Source organism: Pseudonocardia sp. 73-21, from assembly GCF_001899645.1.
In the GTDB taxonomy this organism is placed as follows: Bacteria; Actinomycetota; Actinomycetes; order Mycobacteriales; family Pseudonocardiaceae; genus Pseudonocardia.
The window spans coordinates 49,427-74,121 of sequence record NZ_MKVV01000062.1; the positions used below are offsets into that span (position 1 = coordinate 49,427).

Annotated in this window: 24 protein-coding genes; 19 read left to right on the forward strand and 5 right to left on the reverse strand. The window is 73.5% G+C overall.

From position 1 onward, the window contains the following. Positions 1-2 precede the first annotated feature (2 nt). Positions 3-365: a MaoC/PaaZ C-terminal domain-containing protein gene (locus BGP03_RS20685; RefSeq protein WP_296371932.1), complete on the forward strand. Its 363-nt coding sequence runs from the start codon at positions 3-5 to the stop codon at positions 363-365. Here BGP03_RS20685 and BGP03_RS20690 read toward each other — a convergent pair. Further along, positions 357-1,934, reverse strand: a complete 1,578-nt coding sequence (locus tag BGP03_RS20690) for a class I adenylate-forming enzyme family protein (RefSeq protein ID WP_298799180.1) — start codon at positions 1,932-1,934, stop codon at positions 357-359. The two genes, BGP03_RS20685 and BGP03_RS20690, sit on opposite strands and share 9 nt — an antisense overlap. A 47-nt stretch (positions 1,935-1,981) precedes the next feature. Here BGP03_RS20690 and BGP03_RS20695 point away from each other — a divergent pair, with 47 nt between their 5' ends. From BGP03_RS20695 to BGP03_RS20735, 9 genes are all read left to right on the forward strand, one after another. After that, on the forward strand, positions 1,982-2,986 hold the full coding sequence (locus BGP03_RS20695; RefSeq protein ID WP_296371928.1) for an LLM class flavin-dependent oxidoreductase: 1,005 nt from the start codon (positions 1,982-1,984) through the stop codon (positions 2,984-2,986). Beyond that, positions 2,983-3,768 carry an SDR family oxidoreductase gene (locus BGP03_RS20700; RefSeq protein WP_298799181.1) on the forward strand — a complete coding sequence of 262 codons (786 nt, stop codon included), beginning with the start codon at positions 2,983-2,985 and terminating at the stop codon, positions 3,766-3,768. The genes BGP03_RS20695 and BGP03_RS20700 overlap by 4 nt, the downstream gene beginning before the upstream one ends. Continuing rightward, the gene (locus BGP03_RS20705; protein WP_296371925.1) at positions 3,765-5,147 is read left to right on the forward strand and encodes an FAD-dependent oxidoreductase; all 1,383 of its coding nucleotides are present in this window, start codon (positions 3,765-3,767) and stop codon (positions 5,145-5,147) included. Before BGP03_RS20700 ends, BGP03_RS20705 begins: the two co-directional genes overlap by 4 nt. Continuing rightward, the gene (locus tag BGP03_RS20710; protein WP_298799182.1) at positions 5,147-6,262 is read left to right on the forward strand and encodes an LLM class flavin-dependent oxidoreductase; all 1,116 of its coding nucleotides are present in this window, start codon (positions 5,147-5,149) and stop codon (positions 6,260-6,262) included. Before BGP03_RS20705 ends, BGP03_RS20710 begins: the two co-directional genes overlap by 1 nt. Positions 6,263-6,329: 67 nt before the next feature. After that, on the forward strand, positions 6,330-7,547 hold the full coding sequence (locus BGP03_RS20715; RefSeq protein WP_298799183.1) for a cytochrome P450: 1,218 nt from the start codon (positions 6,330-6,332) through the stop codon (positions 7,545-7,547). A 2-nt stretch (positions 7,548-7,549) separates the two neighbouring features. Then, the gene (locus BGP03_RS20720; protein ID WP_296371917.1) at positions 7,550-7,963 is read left to right on the forward strand and encodes a nuclear transport factor 2 family protein; all 414 of its coding nucleotides are present in this window, start codon (positions 7,550-7,552) and stop codon (positions 7,961-7,963) included. Positions 7,964-7,977: 14 nt separating this feature from the next. Beyond that, complete coding sequence (locus BGP03_RS20725) at positions 7,978-9,537, forward strand: AMP-binding protein (RefSeq protein WP_296371915.1); 1,560 nt, start codon at positions 7,978-7,980, stop codon at positions 9,535-9,537. A gap of 243 nt (positions 9,538-9,780) precedes the next feature. Next, positions 9,781-10,614, forward strand: coding sequence for a mycofactocin-coupled SDR family oxidoreductase (locus BGP03_RS20730; RefSeq protein ID WP_296371913.1), 834 nt, complete (start codon positions 9,781-9,783; stop codon positions 10,612-10,614). Between the two features lie 31 nt (positions 10,615-10,645). Continuing rightward, positions 10,646-11,296 (forward strand): TetR/AcrR family transcriptional regulator, encoded by a 651-nt coding sequence (locus BGP03_RS20735; protein ID WP_296371911.1) that lies wholly within the window; start codon positions 10,646-10,648, stop codon positions 11,294-11,296. Positions 11,297-11,399: 103 nt separating this feature from the next. Here the strand turns inward: BGP03_RS20735 and BGP03_RS20740 are convergent, their stop codons facing one another. Then, positions 11,400-13,130, reverse strand: coding sequence for a biotin carboxylase N-terminal domain-containing protein (locus BGP03_RS20740; protein ID WP_298799184.1), 1,731 nt, complete (start codon positions 13,128-13,130; stop codon positions 11,400-11,402). A 112-nt stretch (positions 13,131-13,242) separates the two neighbouring features. Here BGP03_RS20740 and BGP03_RS20745 point away from each other — a divergent pair, with 112 nt between their 5' ends. From BGP03_RS20745 to BGP03_RS20775, 7 genes are all read left to right on the forward strand, one after another. Then, positions 13,243-14,775, forward strand: a complete 1,533-nt coding sequence (locus BGP03_RS20745; RefSeq protein ID WP_298799185.1) for a carboxyl transferase domain-containing protein — start codon at positions 13,243-13,245, stop codon at positions 14,773-14,775. Beyond that, entirely contained in the window at positions 14,772-15,536 is a 765-nt protein-coding gene (locus BGP03_RS20750; protein WP_298799186.1) for an enoyl-CoA hydratase/isomerase family protein, read from the forward strand. Before BGP03_RS20745 ends, BGP03_RS20750 begins: the two co-directional genes overlap by 4 nt. Continuing rightward, positions 15,536-16,345, forward strand: coding sequence for an ester cyclase (locus tag BGP03_RS20755; protein WP_296371905.1), 810 nt, complete (start codon positions 15,536-15,538; stop codon positions 16,343-16,345). Before BGP03_RS20750 ends, BGP03_RS20755 begins: the two co-directional genes overlap by 1 nt. Further along, positions 16,342-17,550: a cytochrome P450 gene (locus BGP03_RS20760; protein ID WP_298799187.1), complete on the forward strand. Its 1,209-nt coding sequence runs from the start codon at positions 16,342-16,344 to the stop codon at positions 17,548-17,550. The genes BGP03_RS20755 and BGP03_RS20760 overlap by 4 nt, the downstream gene beginning before the upstream one ends. Before the next feature lie 10 nt (positions 17,551-17,560). After that, positions 17,561-17,752 carry a ferredoxin gene (locus BGP03_RS20765; RefSeq protein ID WP_296371903.1) on the forward strand — a complete coding sequence of 64 codons (192 nt, stop codon included), beginning with the start codon at positions 17,561-17,563 and terminating at the stop codon, positions 17,750-17,752. Then, positions 17,749-19,644 (forward strand): NAD(P)/FAD-dependent oxidoreductase, encoded by a 1,896-nt coding sequence (locus tag BGP03_RS20770; protein WP_298799188.1) that lies wholly within the window; start codon positions 17,749-17,751, stop codon positions 19,642-19,644. The genes BGP03_RS20765 and BGP03_RS20770 overlap by 4 nt, the downstream gene beginning before the upstream one ends. A gap of 88 nt (positions 19,645-19,732) precedes the next feature. Then, a complete protein-coding gene (locus tag BGP03_RS20775) occupies positions 19,733-20,683 on the forward strand; it encodes an aldo/keto reductase (protein WP_298799189.1) in 951 nt (316 codons plus the stop codon). On the opposite strand, the gene BGP03_RS20780 is transcribed toward BGP03_RS20775, so the two are convergent. The 3 genes from BGP03_RS20780 to BGP03_RS20790 form a co-directional block, all read right to left on the reverse strand. Continuing rightward, a complete protein-coding gene (locus BGP03_RS20780; protein WP_296371896.1) occupies positions 20,680-21,414 on the reverse strand; it encodes a GAF and ANTAR domain-containing protein in 735 nt (244 codons plus the stop codon). The two genes, BGP03_RS20775 and BGP03_RS20780, sit on opposite strands and share 4 nt — an antisense overlap. Positions 21,415-21,458: 44 nt before the next feature. Then, positions 21,459-22,196: a GAF and ANTAR domain-containing protein gene (locus BGP03_RS20785; RefSeq protein ID WP_296371894.1), complete on the reverse strand. Its 738-nt coding sequence runs from the start codon at positions 22,194-22,196 to the stop codon at positions 21,459-21,461. Between the two features lie 66 nt (positions 22,197-22,262). Continuing rightward, entirely contained in the window at positions 22,263-22,706 is a 444-nt protein-coding gene (locus BGP03_RS20790) for a DUF1003 domain-containing protein (protein WP_296371890.1), read from the reverse strand. 109 nt (positions 22,707-22,815) lie between these two features. Here BGP03_RS20790 and BGP03_RS20795 point away from each other — a divergent pair, with 109 nt between their 5' ends. After that, on the forward strand, positions 22,816-23,466 hold the full coding sequence (locus BGP03_RS20795) for a CBS domain-containing protein (protein ID WP_296371887.1): 651 nt from the start codon (positions 22,816-22,818) through the stop codon (positions 23,464-23,466). Continuing rightward, positions 23,466-24,359, forward strand: a complete 894-nt coding sequence (locus tag BGP03_RS20800; RefSeq protein ID WP_296371885.1) for a universal stress protein — start codon at positions 23,466-23,468, stop codon at positions 24,357-24,359. The genes BGP03_RS20795 and BGP03_RS20800 overlap by 1 nt, the downstream gene beginning before the upstream one ends. The last annotated feature ends 336 nt before the right edge of the window (positions 24,360-24,695 follow it).

Here is a 24,695-nt window from a genome sequence, read left to right on the forward strand (position 1 = left end):
GGGTGGACGCGGAGAAGATGAAGATCATGGCCGCGCTGCTGCGCGACCCGAACATGATCCACCTCGACGCCGGGGAGACGGCGCGGCTGGGGCTGGGCGACCGCGTGGTCAACCAGGGCCCGATCAACCTCGGTTACGTCCACACCATGCTGGCCGCCTGGGCGGGTGGCGAGGACCGCGTGCTCGCCACCGCCTTCCGGTTCCGGGCCACGGTGCTGGCCGGCGACCGGGTCGTCGCGGGGGGCCGGGTCACCGCGGTGCACGACGACGGCCGCGTGGAGTGCGAGGTGTGGCTCGACGTCGAGGGTCGGGGGAGGGCGGTGTCGGGCACGGCGGTGGTCGGAGTCCGGCGGCGGTCAGCGTGAGGTGATCCGCTGCGCCTCGGTGATCCCGGCGGCCGCGAGCTCGCGTGCGATCCGCTCCCGCAGCTCGACCTTGCGGATCTTGGTGCCCGACATGGGCCAGTCCCGCACGAACCGCACGTAGCGGGGCACCTTGAACGTGGCGATGCGGCCACGGCAGAAGTCGATCAGGTCCTGCTCCGCGGGGCTCGCTCCCGCGACGAGCTGCACGAACGCCGCCGGCACCTCCCCGTAGCGGGCGTCCGGGGCCCCGACCACCGCGACGATCTGCACGGCGGGGTGCCCGGCCAGGTAGTCCTCGATCTCGGCGGGGGCCACGTTCTCCCCGCCGACCTTGAGCATGTCCTTGAGCCTGGTCACGAACGTGAGCCGGCCGCCGGTGTCCATGACGCAGATGTCGCCCGAGTGGAACCAGTCGTCGGCGTCGATCACGGTCGCCGTGTACGCGGGATCCCGGTAGTAACCCGTGAACCGCTGTGGCCCCCGGTACCACGCCTCGCCCGGCACCCCGGGCGGCTGCTCCCGGCCCGTCTCCGGGTCGACGACGCGCACCTCCGTGCCCGGCAGCGGCAGGCCGCCGGTGCCCAGCCGGACGTCGTCGGGATCGGAGGTGACGCCGATGCTCAGCGAGCCGCCCGCCTCCGTGGAGCCGAATCCGCTGATCATCGCGGCGGTCGGCAGGCGCCGCTGCATCGCGGCGAGCCGCGCGGGCACGCCGACGCAGAACACGGTGCGCAGGGCGCCCAGGTCGGTGTCGGCGAAGGCGGGCTCGTCGAGCACCGGGAGCAGGATCGTCTCGAACGCCGGGTTGGCCACGGTGATCCGCTCCGCCGCGAGCTGCCGCAACGCGGCGTCCGGGCGGAACGGCCCGGCGTGCACGAACGTCGCCCCGGCGCCCAGCGCGGCCACGAGGCAGGAGATGGCCGTGATGTGGAACAGCGGCAGTGGTGTCCAGTACCGGTCGGCCGGGGTGAGCCCGAGCCGTTCGCCGAGCGCCTGCGACTGCGCCATCAGCCCGGCGTGGGTGAGCATGCAGCCCTTGGGCTGTGACGTCGTGCCCGAGGTGTAGAGGATCAGGGCGACGTCGTGGGCGCCGGGAGTGTGCGGGGTGCCGGCGTCCGCGTCGCCCGCCAGGACCACCCGGCGCAGCGACGGGGCGGCGTCGAGGCGCACCTCGTCGCCGATCCGCAACCCGGGCAGTGCCTCCTCCAGCAGGCCCGGCAGGTCGACGTGCGGCCGGCCCGCGGCGCTGGTGACCACGACCCGCAGGTCGGCGTGCGCCACCAGGTAGGCGAGCTCGTGCGCCTTGTACCGGGCGTTGACGGGCACGGTGACGGCCCCGAGGCGGGCCGCTCCGAGCAGCGCGACGACGACGTCGAGACCGCCGGTGAGCAGCAGCCCCACGTGGTCACCGGGCCGGACGCCGAGTCCGCACAGCCGGTCGGCGAACGCCCGGCTGAGCTCGGCGAGGCGCGCGTAGGTGACCCGCTCGTCGGGGAACACGAGGGCCTCGGCGTCCGGATCCGCGGCGTGGTCGACGAGGTCGGCCAGGCAGGTGTCAGCGGAGTACACCCGGGGATCGTAGCCGTACCAACCGTCCGTTTGATAGTTTCGGGAGCATGGTGAAGCTCGGCGTGACCCTGCCCGTCGAGGACGGCCTGTCCGCGCCCCAGTACCTGCAGCTCGCGCGCGCCGCGGAGGACCACGGCTACGACTCCGTGTGGGTCGGGGAGGTGGCCGGGCCGGAGGTGTTCTCCATGCTCGGGCTGATGGCCGGCGCCACGTCGCGGATCCGGGTGGGCAGCGGCATCGCGGGCATCCACCCGCGGTCGGCCGCGCTCACGGCGATGGGCTTCGCGACACTGGCCTCCGCCGCGCCGGGCCGGGTGCTGGCCGGGCTCGGGGTGAGCAGCCCGATGATCGTGCAGGACTGGCACGGCCGTGACTTCGCCCGGCCGCTGGCCACCGTCGAGGGCTACGTGGGGGCGTTGCGCGCCGCGTGGGCGGGGGAGCGCGTGGAGGTGGAGTTCCCGCGGGTTCACGGGTTCCGCTCGGGCCTGCTCCCGCCGGTGGTGCCGCCGATCGTGCTCGGTGCCATGAACCCCGGGATGCTGCGGCTCGCCGGGCGCATCGCCGACGGCGTGTTCATCACCTGGTGCACGCCCGACGAGGTGGCCGCCAAGCTCGCGCTGGTCCGCGAGGGGGAGCGGGCCGCGGGCCGGGCGCCCGGCACGGTGTGGGCGATGTCGTCGTTCTGGGGGTACGCGGGCGACCGGGCGGACGAGGCGGCCGAGAAGCTGCGCCGCGTCGTGCTGCAGTACGCGATGGTGCCCACCCACCGGGCCTCGTTCGCCGCGACGTTCCCCGAGCTGGAGCGGGCCACCGAGCTGTGGCGCGCCGGTGAGCGGCGGCAGGCGCTCGCACTCGTCACGCCCGAAGCGGTGGCCCGGCTGTGCGTCGTCGGGGACGGCGCGGCGGTCGCGGACCGGGCCCGCGCGCTGGGCGAGGCGGGCGTCGAGCTCGCCGTGGTACTCACCCCCGGAGCCGTTCCGGGTGACCTCGACGGGCCGCTGGCCACCATCTCCGCGCTCGCCGACGCCGCGCACGTCGGAGCGGGCCGATGACCGGCCGGCTGCACGGGAAGATCGCCGTGGTCACCGGCGCGGCCTCGGGCATCGGGCGGGGCAGCGCGCTCGCGTTCGCGCGGGAGGGGGCGACGGTGCTGTGCACCGACATCGACCCCGCGGTCGCGGCCACCGCGGAGGAGGCGGGCGGGTCGTCGGTCACCGGGGACCTGTCGGATCCGTCGGCGGCGGAGGCCGTCACCCGGGCCGCGCTCGCCCGCTACGGCCGCGTCGACGTGGTCTACGCCTGCGCCGGGATCGCCGGGGCCGGCACGGCGGCCGACACGGACATGGAGACGTGGAACCGCGTGATCGCGGTGAACCTCACGAGCAAGTGGCTCTCCTTCAAGTTCGCCCTGCCCGGCATGGTGGAGCGGGGCAGCGGCTCGGTGATCGTGCAGGCCTCGATCGGCGGGCTGCGCGGCGTGCCGGGGATCTTCCCGTACGCCGCGGCGAAGGCGGGGTGCATCGGCATGGCGCGGCAGGCGGCGATCGACTACGGCCCGCACGGGATCCGGGTGAACGTGATCGCGCCGGGCAACGTGCCCACCCCGCTGGTGCGCAGGACCTACGAGGCCGGTGGCGGGATGGGCGCCGGCCTCGACATCGACGAGGCCATGGCCCGGATCGGGGACGTGTACCCGATGCGCCGGGTCGGCACCGTCGAGGAGGTGGCGGCCATGGCCGTGCACCTCGCCGGCGACGAGTCGGCGTGGACGACGGGCCAGGTGTTCGTCGTCGACGGCGGCATCACCAGCGCACAACCGGGGAGACGCGCATGAGCTACGACGTCGTGGTGATCGGGGCGGGGGCCGCCGGGCTGACCGCCGGAGCCCTGCTGGCCAAGGAGGGCAAGCGGGTGGTGGTGGTCGACCGCAGCCCGCACCTGGGCGGACGGGCGATGGCCGTGCCGGACGAGGGCTTCACCGTCAACCTGGGCGGTCACCTCATCGAGGACCCCGGATCCGGGATCACGAAGGTCTTCGAGCACGTCGGCAAGGAGCTGGTCCACGGCGAGGTCAGCAACGACATGCCGATCTGGGAGAACGGGAAGGGCTGGGGCTCGATCCGCGACCGCTACACCGACCGCACCGAGCTCAAGAAGGTGATCAAGGCTCTCGTCGAGACGCCCTACGAGGACCTCGACGACTGGGACGACCGCTCGCTGCGGGAGTGGATCCACCGCTACACCGACGACCAGGGCGTCGTGGATCTCTTCGAGTTCATCTCGGTGCTCGAGTGCATGACCGACAACTGGTACGACCACTCGGCCAGCGACAACCTCTACGTCCGCAAGATGCACTTCGAGGAGCGGGGCACCGCCGCGTACTCGTGCTGGCCCGGGCAGGGCTGGGACGGCATGTGGCGCGACCTCGCCGACGCCATCACCAGCAACGGTGGCGAGCTGCGGTTGGGCACGAACGTCGAGCGCGTGGTGATCGAGAACGGTGAGGTGCTCGGCGTCGCCGTGGGCCGGGAGCCGAGGATCCTGCCCAACGAGTTCTTCGAGGAGGAGATCCTCGAGGCCCCGGCGGTGATCTCCACGCTGCCGGTGTGGACGGTGCTCAACGTCGTGCCGCGCGGCGCGCTGCCCGAGTGGTACGCCTCGCAGATCGAGTTCCTGGCCCAGGACAAGTTCCGCATCGCCTGGCTCGGGCTGCACCTGGCCACCGAGGAGCCGGTCACGCAGTTCGACCCCCGCGAGCTCTGCACGTGGACGTCCACGCCGTCCACCGACTGTTCGGGCTTCATGTTCGACCAGTCGGCGATGGACCCCTCCAGCTCCCCGCCGGGCACCCACCTGCACACGATGGGCGCGATCATCCCCGGGTCGAAGGGGCGCGACCGGGAGTGGTGCCGCCAGACGATGGAGGCGTTCGAGCGCGACATCGCCGTGATGTGGCCGGGCTTCGCGAAGCCGGTGTGGCGGCGCCGCCACCTCGTGTTCGAGCCGAGCTTCGGCGTGATCCAGATGCCCGGCCTGGTGGGCCGCTACCGGCCGCACTGGCGCGCGCCCAACGTCGAGGGGCTGTGGTTCGCCAGCGAGACCTTCCGCTCCCGCGGCATCGGCACCGACCGCGCCGCCCGTGCCGCGCTGACGTGCGTGGAGGACTACCTGGGTGCGCGCATCCCGACGTTCGGCGACGGGTGGCGCTACTGATGAGGCGCCTGGAGCTGGGCGTGCCGGGGCAGATCATGCCGCCGGCCGAGGGCGCCGTGCGCTTCGCCCAGCGGGCCGAGGCCGACGGGTTCGACGCCGTGTGGTGGCCCGACCACCTCATGGGCTGGCACGCCGACACGATGTGGACGCCCGACCTCACCCCGCTCGCGGCCGTGCAGCCCAACCCGCACACCTACTTCGACCCGCTGATCATGATGGGTGTGGTCGGGGCGCAGACCGAGCGGATCAAGGTCGGCGTCGTCGTCACGGATCTCATCCGGCGCAACCCGGCGATGGCCGCGGCGTCGGCGCTCACGCTCGACCACGTCACGAAGGGCCGCGCGATCATCGGCCTGGGCAGCGGCGAGAAGCTCAACGTCACGCCGTACGGCATGTCGTTCGACAAGCCGGTGGCGAAGCTGTCCGAGGGCATCGACGTGATGCGGCTGCTGTGGGAGGCCGACGGCCCCGTCTCCTACGACGGCGCGTTCCACCGGCTCGACCACGCCGTGCTCGGGCTCGCCCCGTACGGCGCGACGCCGCCCGAGATCTGGACGGCCGCGCACGGCCCCCGGATGCTGCGCCTCACCGGCGAGAAGGCCGACGGCTGGCTGCCCACCAAGATGACCGCCCCCGACTACGGCAGCGCCCTGACCACGATCGCGCGGTCCGCCCAGGACGCCGGCCGCGACCCGGACGCGATCACGCCGGGCATGCTCGGCTACGTCCTCATGGGCCCCGACGAGGAGACGGTCCGCCGGCTCACCGAGGCGCCGCTGGTCCGCGCGCTGTGCGTACTGCTGCCGAGCCAGGTGTTCCGCGATCTCGGGGTCGAACCGCCCCTCGACGCGGGATCAGGCTTCCACGACTTCATTCCCACCACGATCGGACGCGCCGAGTCGCTGCGGATCATCGACGCCATCCCGCCCGAGGTCGTGCGGCACTACGCGTTCTGCGGAACCCCGAAACAGGTGGCCGAGGAGCTCTCCCCGTACCGCGAGAACGGCCTGCGTCACCTGGTGATGTGGAACATCACCGCCTTCGGTGACCCGTCGCTGGCGCGCTGGTCCTTCGAGGCGATGAAGGAGCTGCGGCTGTTGCTGGACGCGCAGTGAGCCGCTAACCTGATCGCTACCAAACGGCCGTTAGACAACGATGACCAACGCCCCGGGAGGTACCGCGATGCCCGCTGCACCGGCACCCGACATCCTGTCCGCGGAGTTCGCCGCCGATCCCTACCGCGCGTACCGGACGATGCGCGACGAGCACCCCCTGATCTGGCACGAACCCACGCAGAGCTACGTGATCAGCCGCTACGCCGACGTCGTGCGGGCGTTCAAGGACCCGGTGTTCACGAGCCGCAACTACGACTGGCAGCTCGAACCGGTGCACGGCCGCACGATCCTGCAGATGGACGGCCGCGAGCACTCCACACACCGCAACCTGGTGGCGCCGGCGTTCCGCGGGCGGGACCTGGCGGAGAAGTTCGCACCGGTCATCGAGCACAACTCCCGCGAGCTGATCGACGCGTTCGTCGGCGACGGTGAGGTCGACCTGGTCGGGCAGTACGCCACGCGCTTCCCGATCAACGTCATCGTGGACATGCTCGGGCTGCCGAAGTCCGACCACGAGCACTTCCACCGCTGGTACACCTCGATCATGGGGTTCCTGTCGAACCTCGCCGGTGACGAGCAGGTCACCGCGGACGGCATCCGCACCAGGGGTGAGTTCGAGGAGTACCTGATCCCGGTCATCCGGGAGCGCCGCGAGCACCCGGGCGACGACCTGCTCTCCACGCTCTGCTCGGCCGAGATCGACGGCGTCCGGATGAGCGACGAGGAGATCAAGGCGTTCTGCAGCCTGCTGCTCACCGCCGGTGGCGAGACCACCGACAAGGCCATCGCCAGCGTGATGACCAACCTCGTGCAGCACCCCGACCAGCTCCAGGCGGTGCGCGAGGACCACGGCCTCATCGCCGCGGCCTTCGCCGAGACGCTGCGTCACAGCCCACCGGTGCACATGATCATGCGACAGCCGGCGGAGGACGTGGAGCTGTCGGGCGGGGTCGTCGAGGCCGGGAAGACGGTCACCTGCCTGATCGGCGCGGCCAACCGCGATCCGCAGCAGTACGCCGACCCCGACGCGTTCGACCTCCACCGGCCCGACCTCGACCTCGGCCGCGCCTACACCGCCGGCGCCAACCACACCGCGTTCGCGCTGGGCCGGCACTTCTGTGTCGGGGCGATGCTCGCCCGCACCGAGCTGGAGACGGGCATCGGGCAGCTGCTCGACGCCATGGACGACATCCGCTTCACCGACGGCACCCCGCCGCCGGAGCACGGCGTGTTCACCCGGGCCCCCGCGGAGCTCCGGCTCACCTTCACCCCCACCAGGAGTTGATCATGACACCGATCCGACCGCTGATCGAGAACACCCTGCACCGCGCGGCGTGGGGATACGACGAGAACGACGTGGGGCTCATCGCCGCCCAGTTCACCGAGAACGCCTCGATGACCATGCAGATCGGCCGGGACGGCGACCTGATCGGCCCCTTCGAGGGGCGCGAGGCGATCCGGAAGCTGCACGCCGACTCGCTCGCCTCCCAGACCGACCAGCGGCGCCACAACTTCAGCAACCTGATCATCGACAAGGAGACCGACGGCTCCGCGTCGACGGTCGCGAACCTGACGCTGCTGTCGATCGAGAACGGGGCCGTGAAGGTCCTCTCCAGTGGCTGGTACCGCGACGAGATGGTCCGCCAGGGCGAGGACTGGCTCATCCGGAGCCGCCACATCTACCTCGACCTGCCGTACTGAGTCCGGGAACAACAATGGTCAACATCGGCCAGATCCCGGCGAAGTGGGCGGCGCTCACCCCCACCCGCGACGCGATCGTCGACGCCCCGTCCGGCCGCCGGATCGACTGGCGGAGCCTCGACGGGCGGGTGCGCCGCGTCGCCAACGGCCTGCGCACGCACCTGGGCCTGGAGCGGGGCGACCGCGTGGCGATCCTGGCGAAGAACTCGATCGAGTACCAGGAGCTGTACTACGCCGCGGGCCGCGCCGGGCTCGTCGCGCAGCCGCTGAACTGGCGCCTCGGCGCGCCCGAGCTCGCGAGGATCGTCGCCGACGCGGCCCCGAAGGCCGTCCTGACGTCCGACGAGTGGCTGGAGACGGAGAAGGAGCTGCAGAGCCGCGTCGACGTGCCCCACTGGCTGGAGTACGGCGCGGGCGGCGACGGCTCCTATGAGGACCTCGTGGCCCGCAGCAGTGACGACGAGCCGATCTGGTCGAGCACCGTCGGCGACGACGACCCGTTCTTCATCCTCTACACCGGCGGCACCACGGGGGAGTCGAAGGGCGCGCTGCACAGCCACCGGAGCGTGTCGTTCGGGATGCTCAACCAGACCGTGGCCGAGCGCATCGTGCCGACCGACGTCTACATGCTCACCGGGCAGATGTACCACATCCCGGTGGTGCTCTCGATGAACTACATGCGCCACGGCTGCCCGCTGGTGCTGATGAACTTCGAGGCCCGCACGGCGCTGGAGCTGATCCAGGAGGAGAAGGTCTCGGCCTTCCTCGGCATCACCACGATGCTCAACTGGATGATGGCCGTGCCCGGCTTCTCCGCGTTCGACATCTCCTCGCTGCGCAACATCCAGTACGGCGGCGGGCCGATGCCGTCGAGCGTGGTGAAGGCGGCGCTCGACAACTTCCCGTGCACGCTCATCCAGGGCTACGGGCAGACCGAGGGCACCACGATGTGCTTCCTCTCCCAGGAGGACCACCTCGACGCCGTGCGCGGCATCCATCCCGAACGGCTCATGTCGTGCGGCCGCGAGGGCTTCGTGACGCGCGTGCGCGTGGTCGATCCCGACGGCGTCGACGTGCCGAAGGACGGCCGCACCGCGGGTCAGATCGTCGTGGCGTCCGAGGCGAACATGCTCGGCTACCTGGGCCGGCCCGACCTCACCGAGGCCACGATCCGCGACGGCTGGATGTGGACCGGCGACGTCGCCACCTGGGACGCCGACTCCTACGTCTTCATCGTCGACCGCTCCAAGGACATGATCATCTCCGGCGGCGAGAACATCTACTCGATCCAGGTCGAGGAGGCCGTCAACCAGCACCCGTCGGTGCTGGAGTGCGCGGTGATCGGCGTGCCCGACGACGAGTGGGGCGAGGCCGTCAAGGCGTTCGTCGTGCTGAAGCCGGAGACCACGGCCACCGAGGCGGAGATCATCGCCACCGCCCGCGGGCACCTGGCCTCGTACCAGAAGCCGCGGTCGGTGGAGTTCGTCGACGCCCTGCCCAAGGCCCCCACCGGAAAGATCCTCAAGCGCGATCTGCGCGCCCCGTACTGGGCGGACCGCGACCGGTCCGTGTGAGCGGAGGAGCAGCGATGAACCCGGAAGATCTCGCCGCGCGATCTCCCCCTGACCACATCGCAGATGGACGGGTTCGACGCATGACGCAGCAGGTCGTCGAGTGGCTCACCGGCGACACCACGCGCTCGCGCGGCATCGGCATCGACAAGGCCGCGCTCGGGCAGCACCACGGCGGAGGCGGTGCGGGGCCGCCGGCTCGCGCCGTTCGCCGACACCATGCGGTACCGGGACGGGAGACAGCACATGGCGGGACGGGTCGAGGGCAAGGTCGCGTTCATCACCGGAGCGGCCCGGGGGCAGGGCCGCAGCCACGCGGTGCGGCTGGCGCAGGAGGGCGCGGACATCATCGCCGTCGACGCCTGCACGCCGATCTCCAGCGTCGACAAGTACCCGCTGGCCACCCGCGCCGACCTCGACGAGACCGTTGCGGAGGTGGAGAAGCTCGACCGTCGGATCGTCGCGTCGGTCGCCGACGTGCGCGACGCCGCCGGCCTGGCGGCCGCACTCGACGCCGGGGTCTCCGAGCTGGGCGGCCTCGACATCGTCGTGGCCAACGCGGGCATCGCCTCCTACGGCCTGTCCACCGAGCTCACGGAGGAGATGTGGCAGCAGATGCTGGACGTCAACCTCACCGGCGTGTGGCACACGGCGAAGGCCGCCGTGCCGCACCTGATCTCCCGCGGCGGCGGGTCGATGGTGTTCACCAGCTCGATCGGCGGGCTCAAGGGCATCCAGCAGGTGGCGCACTACGTCGCGGCCAAGCACGGCATCGTGGGGCTGATGCGCACGATGGCCAACGAGTTCGCCGCGCAGCACATCCGGGTCAACACGGTGCACCCCACCAACGTCGACACCCACATGATCCAGAACCCGGGGACCTGGGGGATGTTCGCACCGGGCGACCCGGAGCCCACCCAGGAGAAGGCGATGGCCGGGTTCACCTCACTCAACGCGATGCCGGTGCCGTGGGTGGAGCCGGTCGACATCAGCAACGCCGTACTGTTCCTGGCCAGCGACGAGGCGCGCTACATCACGGGCGTCGCGCTACCCGTCGACGCCGGGGCCGCCGTGAAGTAGGACGGTTTCTACCAAACGGTAGACTCGGATCATGAGACAGCCGGCTGGACGGAGCGCGCGGCGCACCGGCGGGGAGCGCAAGCCCCGTGAGGAACGCTGGGTGGAGCTCATCGACGTCGCCACCCAGGTGTTCTACGAGAAGGGCTACGACGGCGCCTCCCTGCAGGACATCGCCGACCGGCTCGGCATGCTCAAGGGCAGCCTCTACTACTACATCCAGTCCAAGGAGGACCTGCTCTTCGACGTGATCAGCGCGGTCCACAAGGAGGGGCTGGCGGTGGTCCGGGCCCGGGCCGAGGTGCCGGGCGGGCCTCTGGAGCGGCTGGAGAGCGTGATCGTCGGGCACGTCGAGCACACGTGCCGCAACCTCGTGCCCACCGCGGTGTTCCTGCACGAGCTCTCCTCGCTGCCCGAGGAGCGCCGCCGCGAGATCCTGGGCAGCGAGCACGCCTACCAGGGCGTGTTCCGCGACCTGATCGAGAAGGCCCAGGCCGAGGGGCTGGTGCGCGCCGACCTCGAGCCGCGGCTGGCCGCGCTGTCGGTGCTGGGCTCCACGAACTGGGTCTACCGCTGGTTTCGTCCGGGTGGGGCGTTCACGCCGGAGCAGATCGGCTCGGAGCTCGCCGAGATGTCGATCCGCGGCATCGCCACGGCCGAGGGCCTCGCCCAGCGCGGGGCGTGAGCCGGCGCCGCCCCGGCCCCGGAAGGGCGCTGCGGGGGCGGGTGATCGCGGTCCGCCGCACCGCACCGCCCTCGCCGGGGCGGCGTCGTGCGCCGGACGCTGATCACGGTTCCAGTGCCACCAGCGGTGCGCCCGCCGTGACGGAGGCGCCCGGTGCGACCAGCACGCGGGTGACCGTGCCGGCCACCCCGCTGCGGATCTCCATCTCCATCTTCATCGCCTCCAGCACCACGACGACGTCGCCGGCGGCGATCTCCTGGCCCACCTCGACCCGGACCGCGACGACGGCGGCGTCCATCGGGGCGACCGGGGGTCCGTCGCCGACGCGGCCGGGGACCGGCCCGGTGCCGGGCCTCGCCGGCCGGGTCGCGGCGGCCCCGTCCCCGGTCGTCGCCGGCGAACCGGCGCGGCCGGGGATCGCGATCTCCACCGGCCCCCGGTCGGTGGCGATCACGACGCGCCGTCCGGTTCGCCCGGCCACGGGGGGTGCGGCGGGCGCGGGCCGGGCGGCGGGGTCGGGCCGCCAGTCGCGCTCCACCGATCCCGTGTCGTGCGTGCCGGCCACGAACGCGTCCGCGTCGAGCACGGTGCGCAGGTAGGGCGCCGTCGTCGGCACGCCCTCGACCCGCAGCTCACCGAGCGCCGCGACGAGCCGGCGGCGGGCGGTCTCGCGGTCGCCGCCGAGCGCGAGGACCTTGCCGACCATCGAGTCGTACTCGGCGGCGACGGCGTCCCCGGACGCGACGCCGACGTCGTTGCGGATCCCCGGCCCCTGCGGCAGCGTCAGCGCCGTGATCCGCCCGGGCGCGGGCCGGAAGCCCTCCCACGGGTCCTCGGCGGCGATCCGGGCCTCGATCGCGTGACCGGCCACCCGCACGTCGTCCTGCCCGAACGGCAGCGGCGCCCCGGCGGCCACCCGCAGCTGCGTGGCGACGACGTCGACGCCCGTGACCAGCTCCGTGACGCCGTGCTCCACCTGCAGGCGCGTGTTCATCTCCAGGAAGAAGAACTCGTCGGTGGCCGGCAGGACGAGGAACTCGACGGTGCCCGCCCCGACGTAGCCGACGCGCCGGGCGACGGTCAGGGCCGCGTCGGTCAGGGCCCGGCGCAGGGCGGGGGAGAGGCCGGCCGCGGGTGCCTCCTCGACGAGCTTCTGGTGGCGGCGCTGCACCGAGCAGTCGCGGTCGCCGAGGTGGACGACCGACCCGTGCGTGTCGCCGAGGACCTGCACCTCGACGTGGCGGGGCCGCTCCAGGTAGCGCTCGAGGTGCACCTCGTCCCGCCCGAACGCGGCCAGGGACTCGCGCCCGGCCGCGGCCAGCGCCTCGTCGAGCCCGTCGGGCGACGTCACGACGCGCATGCCGCGACCGCCGCCGCCGAACGACGCCTTGACCACCAGCGGGTACCCGATGTCCGCGGCCGCCGCGACGTCGGTCGTGCCCGGGGGCACCGGCACCCCGCACTCCACCGCGACCGCCCGCGCGGCCACCTTGTCGCCCATCGTGGCGATGACCTGCGGCGACGGCCCGACGAACACCAGTCCCGCCCCGAGCACGGCCTCGGCGAAGCGTGCGTCCTCGCTCAGCAGCCCGTACCCGGGGTGCACGGCGTCGGCGCCCGAGGCCTTGGCCGCGCGCAGCACGGCGTCGATGTCCAGGTAGGACTCGCGGGCGGGCGCGGGGCCGATCCGGTGGGCCTCGTCGGCCGTGCGGACGTGCAGCGCTCCCGCGTCGGCGTCGCTGTACACGGCGACGCTGCGCAGGCCGAGCTCCCGGCAGGCGCGCACGATCCGCACGGCGATCTCACCGCGGTTCGCGACCAGTACCGTCCGCACTCCACCACCCCTGTCCGGCTTGCTGCGTCCTGTCTACCAATCGACCGTCTGGTAGTCTAGCGTCCGTCGGCGAGACCCCGGACCCACCGGCACTGCACTTCCAGGAGGTCCCGTGACGGCAACCGACAGCATGACCGACCGGCTCGCCGTGTTGCGCGAGAAGCAGGCCGCCGCCCACGCGAGCGGCGGGCCCGAGGGCCTTCGCCGCCACCGCGAGTCGGGCCGCCTGCCCGTCCGTGAGCGCATCGACCTGCTGCTCGACCCCGGATCCTGGTTCGAGATCGGCGCGCTCGCGCTGCCCGAGCTGCGCCGGGAGAAGCCCATCCCCGGCGACGCCGTGGTCACCGGTTTCGGCCTGCTCGACGGGCGGCGTGTCGGCGTCATCGGCATCGACGCGAGCGTCGTGGCCGGCACCACCGCGCCGATCAGCATGCGCAAGCAGGGCCGGCTCATCGAGCACGCCCAGCGCCACGGTTTCCCGCTCGTCCTGCTCTGCGACGCCGACGGCGGCCGGATGCCCGACGTCTCGGGCTGGCGGTTCTCGGGCCTGCCGCTGGACTTCACCACGTTCCTCAAGCCGCCGCCGGGCGCGCCGGTCGTGCCCCGGGTGGCCGCCGTGCTCGGCCCGAGCTACGGCGACTCCGCGCTGCACGCCTCCACCGCCCACTACGTCGTGATGCTGCGCAGCGCGTCGATCGCGCTGTCCGGGCCGTCGGTGGTGGAGCCGGCGATCGGCGAGAAGGTCACCGACGACGAGCTCGGCGGGCCGGCCGCGGCCACCGAGGCGGGCAACGCGCACCTCGTGGTCGAGTCCGAGGCCGACGCCATGGACGCGATCGCGGCGTTCCTGTCCTACCTGCCGCAGAACTCGGCGCGGCCCGCGCCGATGGCGCCCCCGCTGCCGCCGGCGCGCGACCCGTCGGAGCTCGACGCGGTGGTGCCGCTCGGCGCCCGCGCCGGCTACGACATGCGCGACGTGTTCGCCTGCCTCGCCGACGAGGCCAGCATCCTGCCCTGGGCCGACGGGTGGGGCGCGAGCCTGCTGTGCGCGCTCGTCCGCATCGAGGGCCGGCCCGTCGGGCTGGTCGGCAACCAGCCGATCGTCCGGGCCGGAGCGCTGGACCCCGCCGCGCTGGCCAAGGAGCGGTCGTTCGTCGACCTCTGCGACACCTTCGGGCTGCCGCTGGTGTTCCTGCACGACGTGCCCGGGCTGATGATCGGCACCCAGGCCGAGCGGGGCGGCATCCTGCAGGGCTACGAGGCGCTGGTCTCCCGCATCGCCGAGGCGAGGGTCCCGAAGGTCGGCGTGGTGCTCCGCAAGGCCTACGGCGGCGGGCACTTCGCGATGGGCGGGCGCCCGACCAGGCCGGACTTCCTCTACGCCTGGCCGTCGGCGGAGCTGGGCTTCATGGCCCCCGAGACGGGCATCCGCACCATCCACCGCCGGCGGCTGGAGAAGGTGCTGGCCGAGGAGGGGCCCGCGGTGCACGCGGCGCTGGTCGAGGAGCTCACGGCCGAGTGGATCAGCGAGGCCGAGCCGTGGGAGGCCGCCGCGCACCTGTCCCTGGACGACGTGATCGAGCCGTCCGCCACCCGGCACGTGATCGCGACGAGCATCGACATCGCGCTGGGAGGCCGGGAGTGAACCTGCGCATCGAGGAGGAGAAGGGCGTCGCCGTCCTCACCATCGACGACCCGGCCCGCCTCAACGCGATGGGCGCCACGTTCTGGCCCGAGCTGCGCGGGGCCCTGGCCACGCTGGAGGCCGACGGCACCACCCGCGCGGTGATCATCACCGGCGCCGGGGAGAAGGCGTTCTCCGCGGGCGGCGACATCGCGAGCTTCGCCGCGCTCACCGACGTCACGTCCAAGCGTGCGTTCCAGCAGGACTGCATGCGCACGTTCGCCGCGGTCGAGGAGAGCCCGCTCCCGGTGATCGCGGCCGTCAACGGTTACGCGATGGGCGGCGGCTGCGAGCTGACGATGGCCTGCGACATCGTGGTGGCCGCCGACACCGCCGTGTTCGGGATGCCCGAGACGGCGGTCGGCCTCGTCCCGGGGTTCGGGGTGCTGCGCGCGCCGTCGGTGATCGGCCGGCACTGGACCAAGCTCATGATGTTCACCGGCGAGCGGGTGGACGCCGACACCGCCCTGCGGATCGGGCTGGTGCAGAAGGTGGTGCCCGCCGCCGACCTCATGGCCACCGCCCGGGGGCTGGCCGAGCGGATCGCCGCCGCCGCGCCGCTGGCCGTGGCCACCGGGAAGAACCTGGTGAACGCGCGGGTCGAGCGGGGCGAGTTCGACCACTCGACGGCCGCGCTCACCACGCTGCACGCCACCGCCGACGCCGCGGAGGGCATCGCGGCGTTCGTCGGGAAGCGGCCACCGGTCTTCGAGGGGCGCTGATGGAGCCCTGCTCGGCGGATCCCTTCGTCGCCCTCATGCGCCGCTACGTCAACGACTACACCAACCGCCACGACACGAGCGTGTGCGCCGGGATCATGGAGCCCGGCTACGTGCTCCGCATGGGGCCGCACCTCGTCGACGGCCGGGACGAGGTCTACATCCCGGCCGCGCGCAAGCAGTTCGAGCAGTTCCCCGGCCTGTGCCTGACGGTGCACGAGATCGTCACCGACGGCGAGCGGCTGGCGATGCGCTTCTCCGAGCACGGCCGCTCGGTGCGCCACGACGGGCGCGGCGCCGCCTGGTGCGGGCTCGGGCTCTACCGCTGGAACGGGCGGAAGCTGGTGGAGAACTTCGTGGAGCAGGACTACCTGGCCCGCCGCCGCCAGCTCGCCTCCGGCGTGCCCGCCGCGGTCGGCGCGCCCGCGCTGGCGCCGTGGGACACCCGGGCCGAGCCACCGGACCCCGGCGCGGAGTCCGTCGTGCGGCAGTGGATCGACGCGGGCCTCACCGGCCCCGGCGTGACGTGCGACGACGGCGACGCCACACCGCTCCTCGACGACGCCACGTCCGACGTCGACGCCCTGTTCTCGGCGGGCCGGCACGTGGCCTTCCGGCTGACGCGGCACGGCCGCTACGCGGGCGGCCTCGGCGCCGACGCCGGCATCGACGACGCCGCGCTCACGGGAGCGGCCGCCACCCTGCACCTCGTCGGGCTCGTCTCCGTCGACGACGGGCGCGTCAGCGGGGGACACGTCGTGCGGGACCGGCTCGGTCTCGCCCGCTCCGTCTCGGCCGGGAGCAGGGTATGACCGCGGATCTGCTGACCCCGTCGGCGAGCGCCGACCCCTACGCGCTGTTCGCCACCCTGCGCGCCGAGGACCCGGTGCACTGGAGCGACGCCCACCGGGCCTGGCTGCTCACCCGTTACGACGACGTCTCCGCGGCGTTCCAGAACAAGGCGTTCTCCAACGACCGGGTACGCCCGGTGCTGGCCCGCAGGCAGGCGAGCGGCGAGCCCACCGCGGCCGACCGGGTCCTGGGGCTGCTGAGCGGCTGGATGGTCGTCAACGACCCGCCCGTGCACACGCGGCTGCGCAAGCTCGCGGCCGGCGCGTTCAAGGGCCAGCGGATCGCGGCGATGGGGGAGCAGATCAGCGCCATCGTCGACGAGCACCTCGACGCGTTCCTGGCCGGCTCCGGGCCGCAGGACCTCGTCTCGGAGGTCGCGTACCCGTTGCCCGCCACCGTGATAGCCACGATGCTGGGCGCGCCGGCGGGTGACCGCGACCGGTTCCGGGACTGGTCCGACGAGCTCGCCCTGGTGGCGTTCGGCACCGGCGGGGCGGCGCGGGCGGAGCGGCACGAGCGGGCGCTGCGCGGGCTGCAGGAGATGGACGCCTACTTCCGCGAGCTCGTCGCGCGGCGCCGGGCCGAGCCGGGGGAGGACATGCTCTCGGCGCTCATGGCCCGCGAGGACGAGGACCGGCTGACCGACGACGAGCTCGTCGCCATGTGCGCGTTGCTGCTGTTCGCGGGCCACGAGACCACCACGAACTCCATCGCCAACGCCACCCTCGCGCTGCTGCGCCATCCCGAACAGCTCGCCCGGCTGCGCGCCGACCCGGAGCTGCTCGCCCCCGCCGTCGAGGAGCTCCTGCGCTTCGACGGACCGATCAAGGTGCTCAACCGCTGGGTCGTGGCCGACACGGTGCTGGGCGGCCGGACGATCCGGGCCGGGCAGCGCGTGCACCTCGTGCTGGCCTCGGCCAACCGCGACCCCGCGAAGTTCGCCGACCCCGACGTGCTCGACCTCGCCCGCAGCCCCAACCCGCACATCGCGTTCGGCAAGGGCATCCACGCGTGCATCGGCGCCCAGCTCGCCCGGATGGAGACCCGCGTCGCGGTGGGCCGCATCGTCGAGCGCCTCCCCGGCCTCTCGCTGGAGCAGGAGCCGGTGTGGAAGGACGCGCTCGCGTCCCGGTCGATGGAGACGCTGGTGGTGAGGCACTCGTGAGGATGTCAGTATGAGAATCACCGTCGACAGCACGGTGTGCGAGGCACACGGACAGTGCGGTGTCGTGGACATGGACCTCTTCCCCCTCGACGACGACGGCTACTCCGCCGTCGGCCCGGACGCCGAGGTGCCCGCGGGCGAGGAGGACACGGCGCTGTTGGGGATCGCGGCGTGCCCGGTGCGGGCCCTGAGGGTGCTGTGAGCCGCTCGCTGTTCGACCCCGTCCGCCTCGGGCCGCTCACGCTGAGGAACCGCCTCGTCATGGCCCCGATGGGCACCTGCCTGGACAACGGCGGCCACATCACCGACGACACCGTCGCCTACTACGTCCGCCGGGCGCAGGGCGGCGTCGGCACGATCACCGTGGAGGGCTGCCTGGTCTCGCCCGACACCGTGGGGCCCGAGCCGCGGATCTGCGCCGACGAGTACCTGCCCGGGCTCCGGACGCTCGTCGGGGCGCTGGCCCCGTACGACGTGACGGTCGGCGTCCAGCTCATGCACCCGGGCCGGCAGGTCGTCGAGGGGCCGTCGGTGGCGCCGTCGCCGGTGCCGCTCAACTCCGTCTCGCCCGTCCCGCACGAGCTGACCGCCGCCGAGATCGCCGTGATCGTCGCGCAGTACGCCCGGGCCGCGCGGTACGCCCGTGAGGCCGGGTTCGCGTTCGTCGAGGTGCACGGCGCCCACGGCTACCTGCCGTCGAACTTCCTGTCGCCGCAGCACAACCACCGCACCGACGCCTACGGCGGCCCGGTGGAGAACCGGGCGCGGTTCTCCGTGGAGGTGGCCCGCGCGATCGTCGCCGCGGTGGACCTGCCGCTGGTCTGGCGGCTCAACGGCACCGACGCCGAGCCCGGCGGGTTCGGCCTCGACGACGCCGTCACCACCGCCCGGATGATGCAGGACGCCGGCGCCGCGGCCATCAGCGTCACCTCGGGCACCTGGCTGACGCTGCAGGAGACGCTCGCCCCGATGTCGGTGCCGCGCGGGCACATGCGGGCGCTCGCCGCCGCGGTCACGGCCGCCGTCGACGTGCCGGTGATGGCGGTCGGCCGTCTCGACGACCCGGCGGTGGCCGCGGAGGTGGTCGAGAAGGAGGAGGCCGACCTCATTCTGCTGGGCCGCGGCCTCATCGCGGAGCCGGACTGGCCGCTGCTCGTGCGCGACGGCCGCCTCGACGAGCTCCGCCCCTGCATCGCCTGCAACGCGTGCGTCGACCTCGTCGGGCGGGGGGAGCGGGCGCGGTGCTCGGTGAACCCCGAGGTGGGGCGCGAGCGCACCTGGGAGATCGTCCCGGCGCCGACCCCGCGCCGGGTGATGGTGGTGGGGTCCGGGCCCGCCGGCCTCGAGGCCGCGCGGGTGGCCCGGCTGCGGGGCCACGAGGTCTCCCTGTGGGAACGCGACGCGGAGCTCGGCGGCAAGCTGGAAGTTGCGGGGCTGGCCCCCAGCAAGCACGAGGTGCTGCGCTTGCGCGCCCACCAGGCGCAGCGGCTGGCCGCCGTCGGCGTGGAGATCCACACGTCGTCGCCGGTGTCGGCGGAGACGGTGGCGGCGGTGGCGCCGGACGTGGTCGTCGTCGCCACCGGGGCCACGTCGCTGGTGCCGCCGATCCCCGGCATCGACGGCCCGACCGTGCACGACGCCCAGGCGCTGCTGCGCGGGGAGATCGCGGTTCCCGCGGGGGCGCGCGTCGTGGTGGTCGGCGGCAGCGCCACCGGCTGCGAGACCGCCGAGCTCCTCGCGTCCCGCGGCGCGGAGGTCACGGTCGTCGAGATGCAGCGCTCGGTCGGCCGCGGCATCGAGGCGATCACCCGGCGCCAGATCGTCCGCACCCTCAAGCGGGAGGGCGTGCGCATCCGCACCGGGGCCACGGTGGTCGGGATCGAGCCGGGGTGGGTGCACTGGCGGGAGGGCGACGGTACCGAGCGCGCGGTCGAGGCCGACCTGGTGGCGCTGGCGATCGGCTGGCGCCCGACGGGAGCCGCCTTCGCCGGGAGCCTGGGCGCGGTCGAGGTCCGCGTCCTCGGCGACGCCGACGCGCCCGGCGACTTCGTCCGCGCCGTCAACGCCGGCGCGGACGCCGGGCTCGCGGTCTGAGCGGTCCTGAGCCGGGCAGGCCGGCGTGGACCCGGAGAACGACGGGTGCGTGCCCGGGCTGCGCGAGGTGAGGGTGCACGATGGCGGGGTGACCGCATCTCCCGGCCGCATCGGCATCGGCCTGGCGGCCGTGGCCCGGCCCGCCTACATCACCTCCGGTCGAGGCCGTGACCTCGGGCAGCAGCGCAGCGTGGCCGACCTTCGGGCCCGCACCTGGTCGGTCCTCGACGCCGCCCACGCGGCCGGGATCCGCTACGTGGACGTGGCCCGCTCCTACGGCCGGGCGGAGGAGTTCCTCGCCGGCTGGCTGGCCGCGCGCCCCGGGACGGACGACGTGCAGGTCGGCTCGAAGTGGGGCTACCGCTACGTCGGGGGCTGGCGGACCGAGGCCGACGTCCACGAGATCAAGGAGCACTCGGCGGACGCGTTCGCCGCGCAGTCCGCGGAGTCGCTGGCGCTGCTCGGGGACCGGCTCGGCGTCTACCACGTGCACTCCGCGACCCTGGAGACCGGCGTGCTCGCCGACGCGGGGGTGCACCGCGCGATGGCCGCACTCCGCGACCGCGGCGTCCGGGTCGGGATCTCCACCTCCGGACCGGCGCAGTCCGACGCCGTGCGGCGGGCCCTGGAGGTCCGGGTCGACGGTGAGCCGCTGTTCACCTCCTTCCAGTCGACGTGGAACCTGCTGGAGCCCTCGGTGGGGCCGGCCCTCGCCGAGGCCGCGCAGGCGGGCGCCCGCGTCATCGTCAAGGAACCGGTGGCCAACGGCCGGCTCGCCCCGGGCGGCGACGACGGCAGCCCCGGGGCCACGGGGGCCGCTGCGGCCGCGGCCCGGGCCGGCGTGCCGGTGGACCAGCTCGCCATCGCGGTGGCGCTGGCCCAGCCGTGGGCGCCCACGGTGCTGTCCGGTGCGGTGACCCCCGCCCAGGTGGCCAGCAACGTCGCGGCGGCCGCGCTCGCGGTCCCGGAGGACCTGGAGGCGCTCGCCGAGGACCCGCGGGAGTACTGGACGCGCCGCTCCCGGCGGGCGTGGCGCTAGGAGCGACCCCGGCGGGCCGTCTTCGCCCCGCTGAGCACCGATGCGGGGGCCAGAGCGCCCTCGACGAGGCTGCGGGCCACCTCCGAGAGCCGCAGGTTGTTGGTGCGGGAGTAGCCGCGGAGCCGTTCGAAGGCCTGGTCCATCGTCAGGCCGCCGTGCTGGGCGAGCACGCCCTTGGCCTGCTCGATCACGACCCGGCTGTTGAGCGCCGTCTGCAGCTGCTCGTTGACCACCTCGCCGCGGCGGATCGCCTGCTCCTGCAGGATGCCGATCGTGGCGACGTCGGCCAACGCCTGCCCCAGTACCAGGTCCTCGGGCGGGAGCCCGCCCGGCCGGGCGTGGAACAGGTTCAACGCGCCGACGGCATCGCCGCGCAGCCGCAGCGGCAACGCGTGCACCGAGCGGAAGGCGCCCCGCTGCGCCACCGCTTCCGTGAACAGCGGCCACCGGTCCCTGGCGTCGTCGAGGTCGTGCATCGTGACCGGTGCGGCGGTGCGGAAGCACTCCAGGCACGGCCCCTCGCCGTTCTGCAGCTGCATCAGCTCCATCAGCTCGGCGTCCTCGCTCGACGCCGCAACGACGCGGAGGTTGCCCCGGGCGTCGGCCAGCATGATGCCCGCCGCATCGGCGGCGAGGAGCTCCACCGCGGCACCGACGAGGCGGTGGAGCAGGTCGATCACGTCGTAGTCGTCGACGAGTGTGTCGGCGAGCTCGACGAAGGCCCTGGTCACCCGCCTCTCGCGACCGCTTCCCGGAGGGCTCGTGACGGGTTCCACTAGGTCATCTCCTCGGTGAAGAGCAGGCGGTGCACCACGACGTCGCGGCCGACGTCGACGAGCAACCGCTGCTGGACGAAAGCGTAGGCCCGTAGCCGGGCGAGAGCGTCGGTCGCGGTGACCCCGAGCTGGACCATGACCATGCCGGTGGCCTGGTGGATCTCCGCGTGGCTGCTGACGGTCGGGTCGAGCTGGTCGCCGCCGCCGGGGTCGGTGCGCAGGCCCAGCATCATCAGCGACGCCGTGTCGGTGGCGCCGATCGCGTCCCGGTGCTGGGCGGCGGTCAGCTCCCCGGTCGCGCGGCGGTAGAGGTCCAGCACGCCGAGGTTGACCGCACCCCACTGCAGCGGCAGTGCGAAGAGCGCCCCGACGTCGGTCTGCTCCACCACCGCGGCGGCGAACATCGGCCAGCGGGAGGTGCGGGGGCTGGTGCGCAGATCGCCCACCAGCACGGGCCGCCCGGTGGCCGCGGCCTCCATGCAGGCGCCCTCGTTGAGCCCGAACTGGAGATCCTCCAGTCGCTGCGCGGTGGCGTCGGTGGCCCAGAGCGTGTGCCGCGACGGGCTGCCGGTCAGCAGCGAGATCGCCGCGCCGTCGAACCCGAGGCCGCCGGCGCACGCCTCGCAGATCCGTCGGGCCAGTACCCGGTCGTCGATGACGTCCCGGGGGATCGAGAGCATCGCCCGGGTCGCCGGGCCGGGGGCGTGGCCGACGGGGGCGTGGTCGCCGAAGGGCATCGCGTCACCTGGTCCGGTCAGGCCGAGCAGGGCCGCCGGGGTCAGGAGCGACTGAATGGGTCGGCCTCAGCCTGTCAGGCCCGGCCGCGGGAGTCCAGGCGACCCCACGGTAGCCCCGGGATCGTCCGCGGGACCGGCGAGCAGACGCCGGTGCAGCTCCCCGGTCAGGGCATGGATGGCCCGGGTGATCTCGGTGTTGGTCCGCAGCTCCAGCTCCTGCGCGACGAAGTCGTGGTCGGCCTTCGCCTGCTGGAACGCCGCCTGCCGGTTCTGCCCGATCATCACGAACGCCGTCAGGAAGATCGCCTCCAGTGACACCACCAGCGTGAGCGTCGGCCACGGAGCCTCCTCGCACAGGAGCATCCAGACCCCGAACGCGACGACGTGCAGGTAGATGAACGGCATCGAGCCGGCGAACGCCGTGATCGCGTCCGCGAGCCGGAGCTGGGCACGTGCCGCGCGGTGCGCGGACTCCGCGCTGACCACCGGGTGATGAGCTCTGACGTGCACGGCCCCACCCTCCGCCGGACGAACGGGCCGCGGCTACGGGCGGAGGTCCCGGCCGGGCGGGTCGATCGCCCGCATCGGCGGACCCGGTCGCACGCCTACCGTCGACGGCATGCAGGCCCGCGACATCATGACCAGGTCCGTCGTCACCGTGACGGCCACGACCACCGTCCACGAGGCCGCCACGCTGCTGGCGTCGAACGGGTTCACCGCGCTCCCCGTGGTGGACGACGACGGTGCGCTGGTGGGGCTCGTCACCGAGGTCGACCTCCTCCGCGACCGCTTCCCGCACGACCCCCGCTTCTACTGCTCCGACGAGGGCAGCGTCCGGGCTCCGGACACCCGCGCACCGGCCGCCACGGTCGGCGGGGTGATGACCACGCCCCCCGCGAGCGTCCGCGCCGGCGCGGACGTGGTCGACCTGGTCGCGATCATGCGAGCCGACGGGCTGCGCAGCATGCCCGTCGTCGACGGCCCGCGGCTGGTGGGCATCGTCACCCGCCGCGACCTCGTGCGCATCCTGACCCGGGACGACGCGGCGGTGGCCACCGACGTCCGCCACCAGCTGGAGATCTACGGCGGGCTCGGCCGCTGGACCGTCGGGGTGGACGGTGGGGCCGTCACGATCACCGACGCCCTCGACGACCCCACCGACCGCCACGTGGCAACGGTGCTCGCCGAGGCCGTCCGGGGCGTGACCGTCGTCCACATGGCCCCCGCCCGGTCCGACACCGTTCACATCGACGCAGAGGGAACCTCCTGATGAGCCTCGCCCGCACCACCGTCGTCGCCGCCGTGGACGGCTCGCCGTCCGCGACCCGGGCCGCACTCTGGGCCGCCGACCTGGCCGCCCGCCGCCACCACCCGCTGCGCCTGGTGCACGCCGACGACGCCTACTCCTTCGGCTACGCGGGCGGCCTCGCACCGCCGCAGAGCTACTTCGACGAGATGGCCGCGGCCGGCGCCCAGGTGCTGCGTGACGCCGAGGACGTCGTCCGCCGGGCCCATCCGGACCTGGACGTCACGGTGGACCTGCAGACCGCGGGCCCCGTGCCGACGCTGATCGAGCAGTCCAACGACGCGCTGCTGCTGGTGCTGGGCGCCCGCGGCCTCGGCGGCTTCCGGGCGTTGCTCGCCGGCTCCACCGCCGTCGCGATGGTCGCGTACGGCCGCTGCCCGGTGGCGGTCGTGCGCGGCGCCACCGCCGGCGACGCCCCGCGGACCGAGGGCCCCGTCGTGGTCGGCGTCGACGGCTCACCGACCAGCGACGCCGCCATCGGCACCGCCTTCGACGAGGCGTCGTGGCGCGGGGCCGAGCTGGTGGCCGTGCACTCCTGGCTCGAGTACGCCACCGACCAGATGCTCGACCGCGGGCTCGACCCGGGCTGGGGCCAGGTCGAGCAGGCCGAGACCGAGCTGCTCGCGCAGCGGCTGGCGGGCTGGCAGGAGAAGTACCCCGACGTCGTGGTCCGCCGGGTCGTGACGCGGGGACGGCCCGTCGAGCGCCTGCTCGAGCAGGCCGACCGGGCGCAGCTGCTCGTGGTGGGCAGCCGGGGCCACGGCGGCTTCGCGGGCATGCTCGTGGGCTCCACCAGCCAGGCCCTGATCCACCACGCCACCTGCCCGCTGCTGGTCGTGCGCCCGGTCGGGTCCTGACCGGTCCGTGGCCACCACGCGGGCGGCCGGGGCCGGCGTCGACCGGACCGCCGTGCCGGCCGACGCCACGGCCGTCCCGCCCCGGACGGGTCGTTCGACACGCCCGTCTGCACCCTCGCCGGCTGTCTGTTCGCCGATCCGGGTGCTGCGACCCGCTGGCCGGGCGCTGGACCTGGAGCACGTCCGCCCGGCGAGCCCGGCCGGGGCGGCGGCGCTGGGGGCCTCCCACATCTGTGGCTCTACCGGCCAGGACCCGCCCCTGCCCGGCAACCCACGATCACATGTGGCGAGGCCCCAGCCCGGACCTCCCTACCAACTTGTTCACTACCCGCGGGA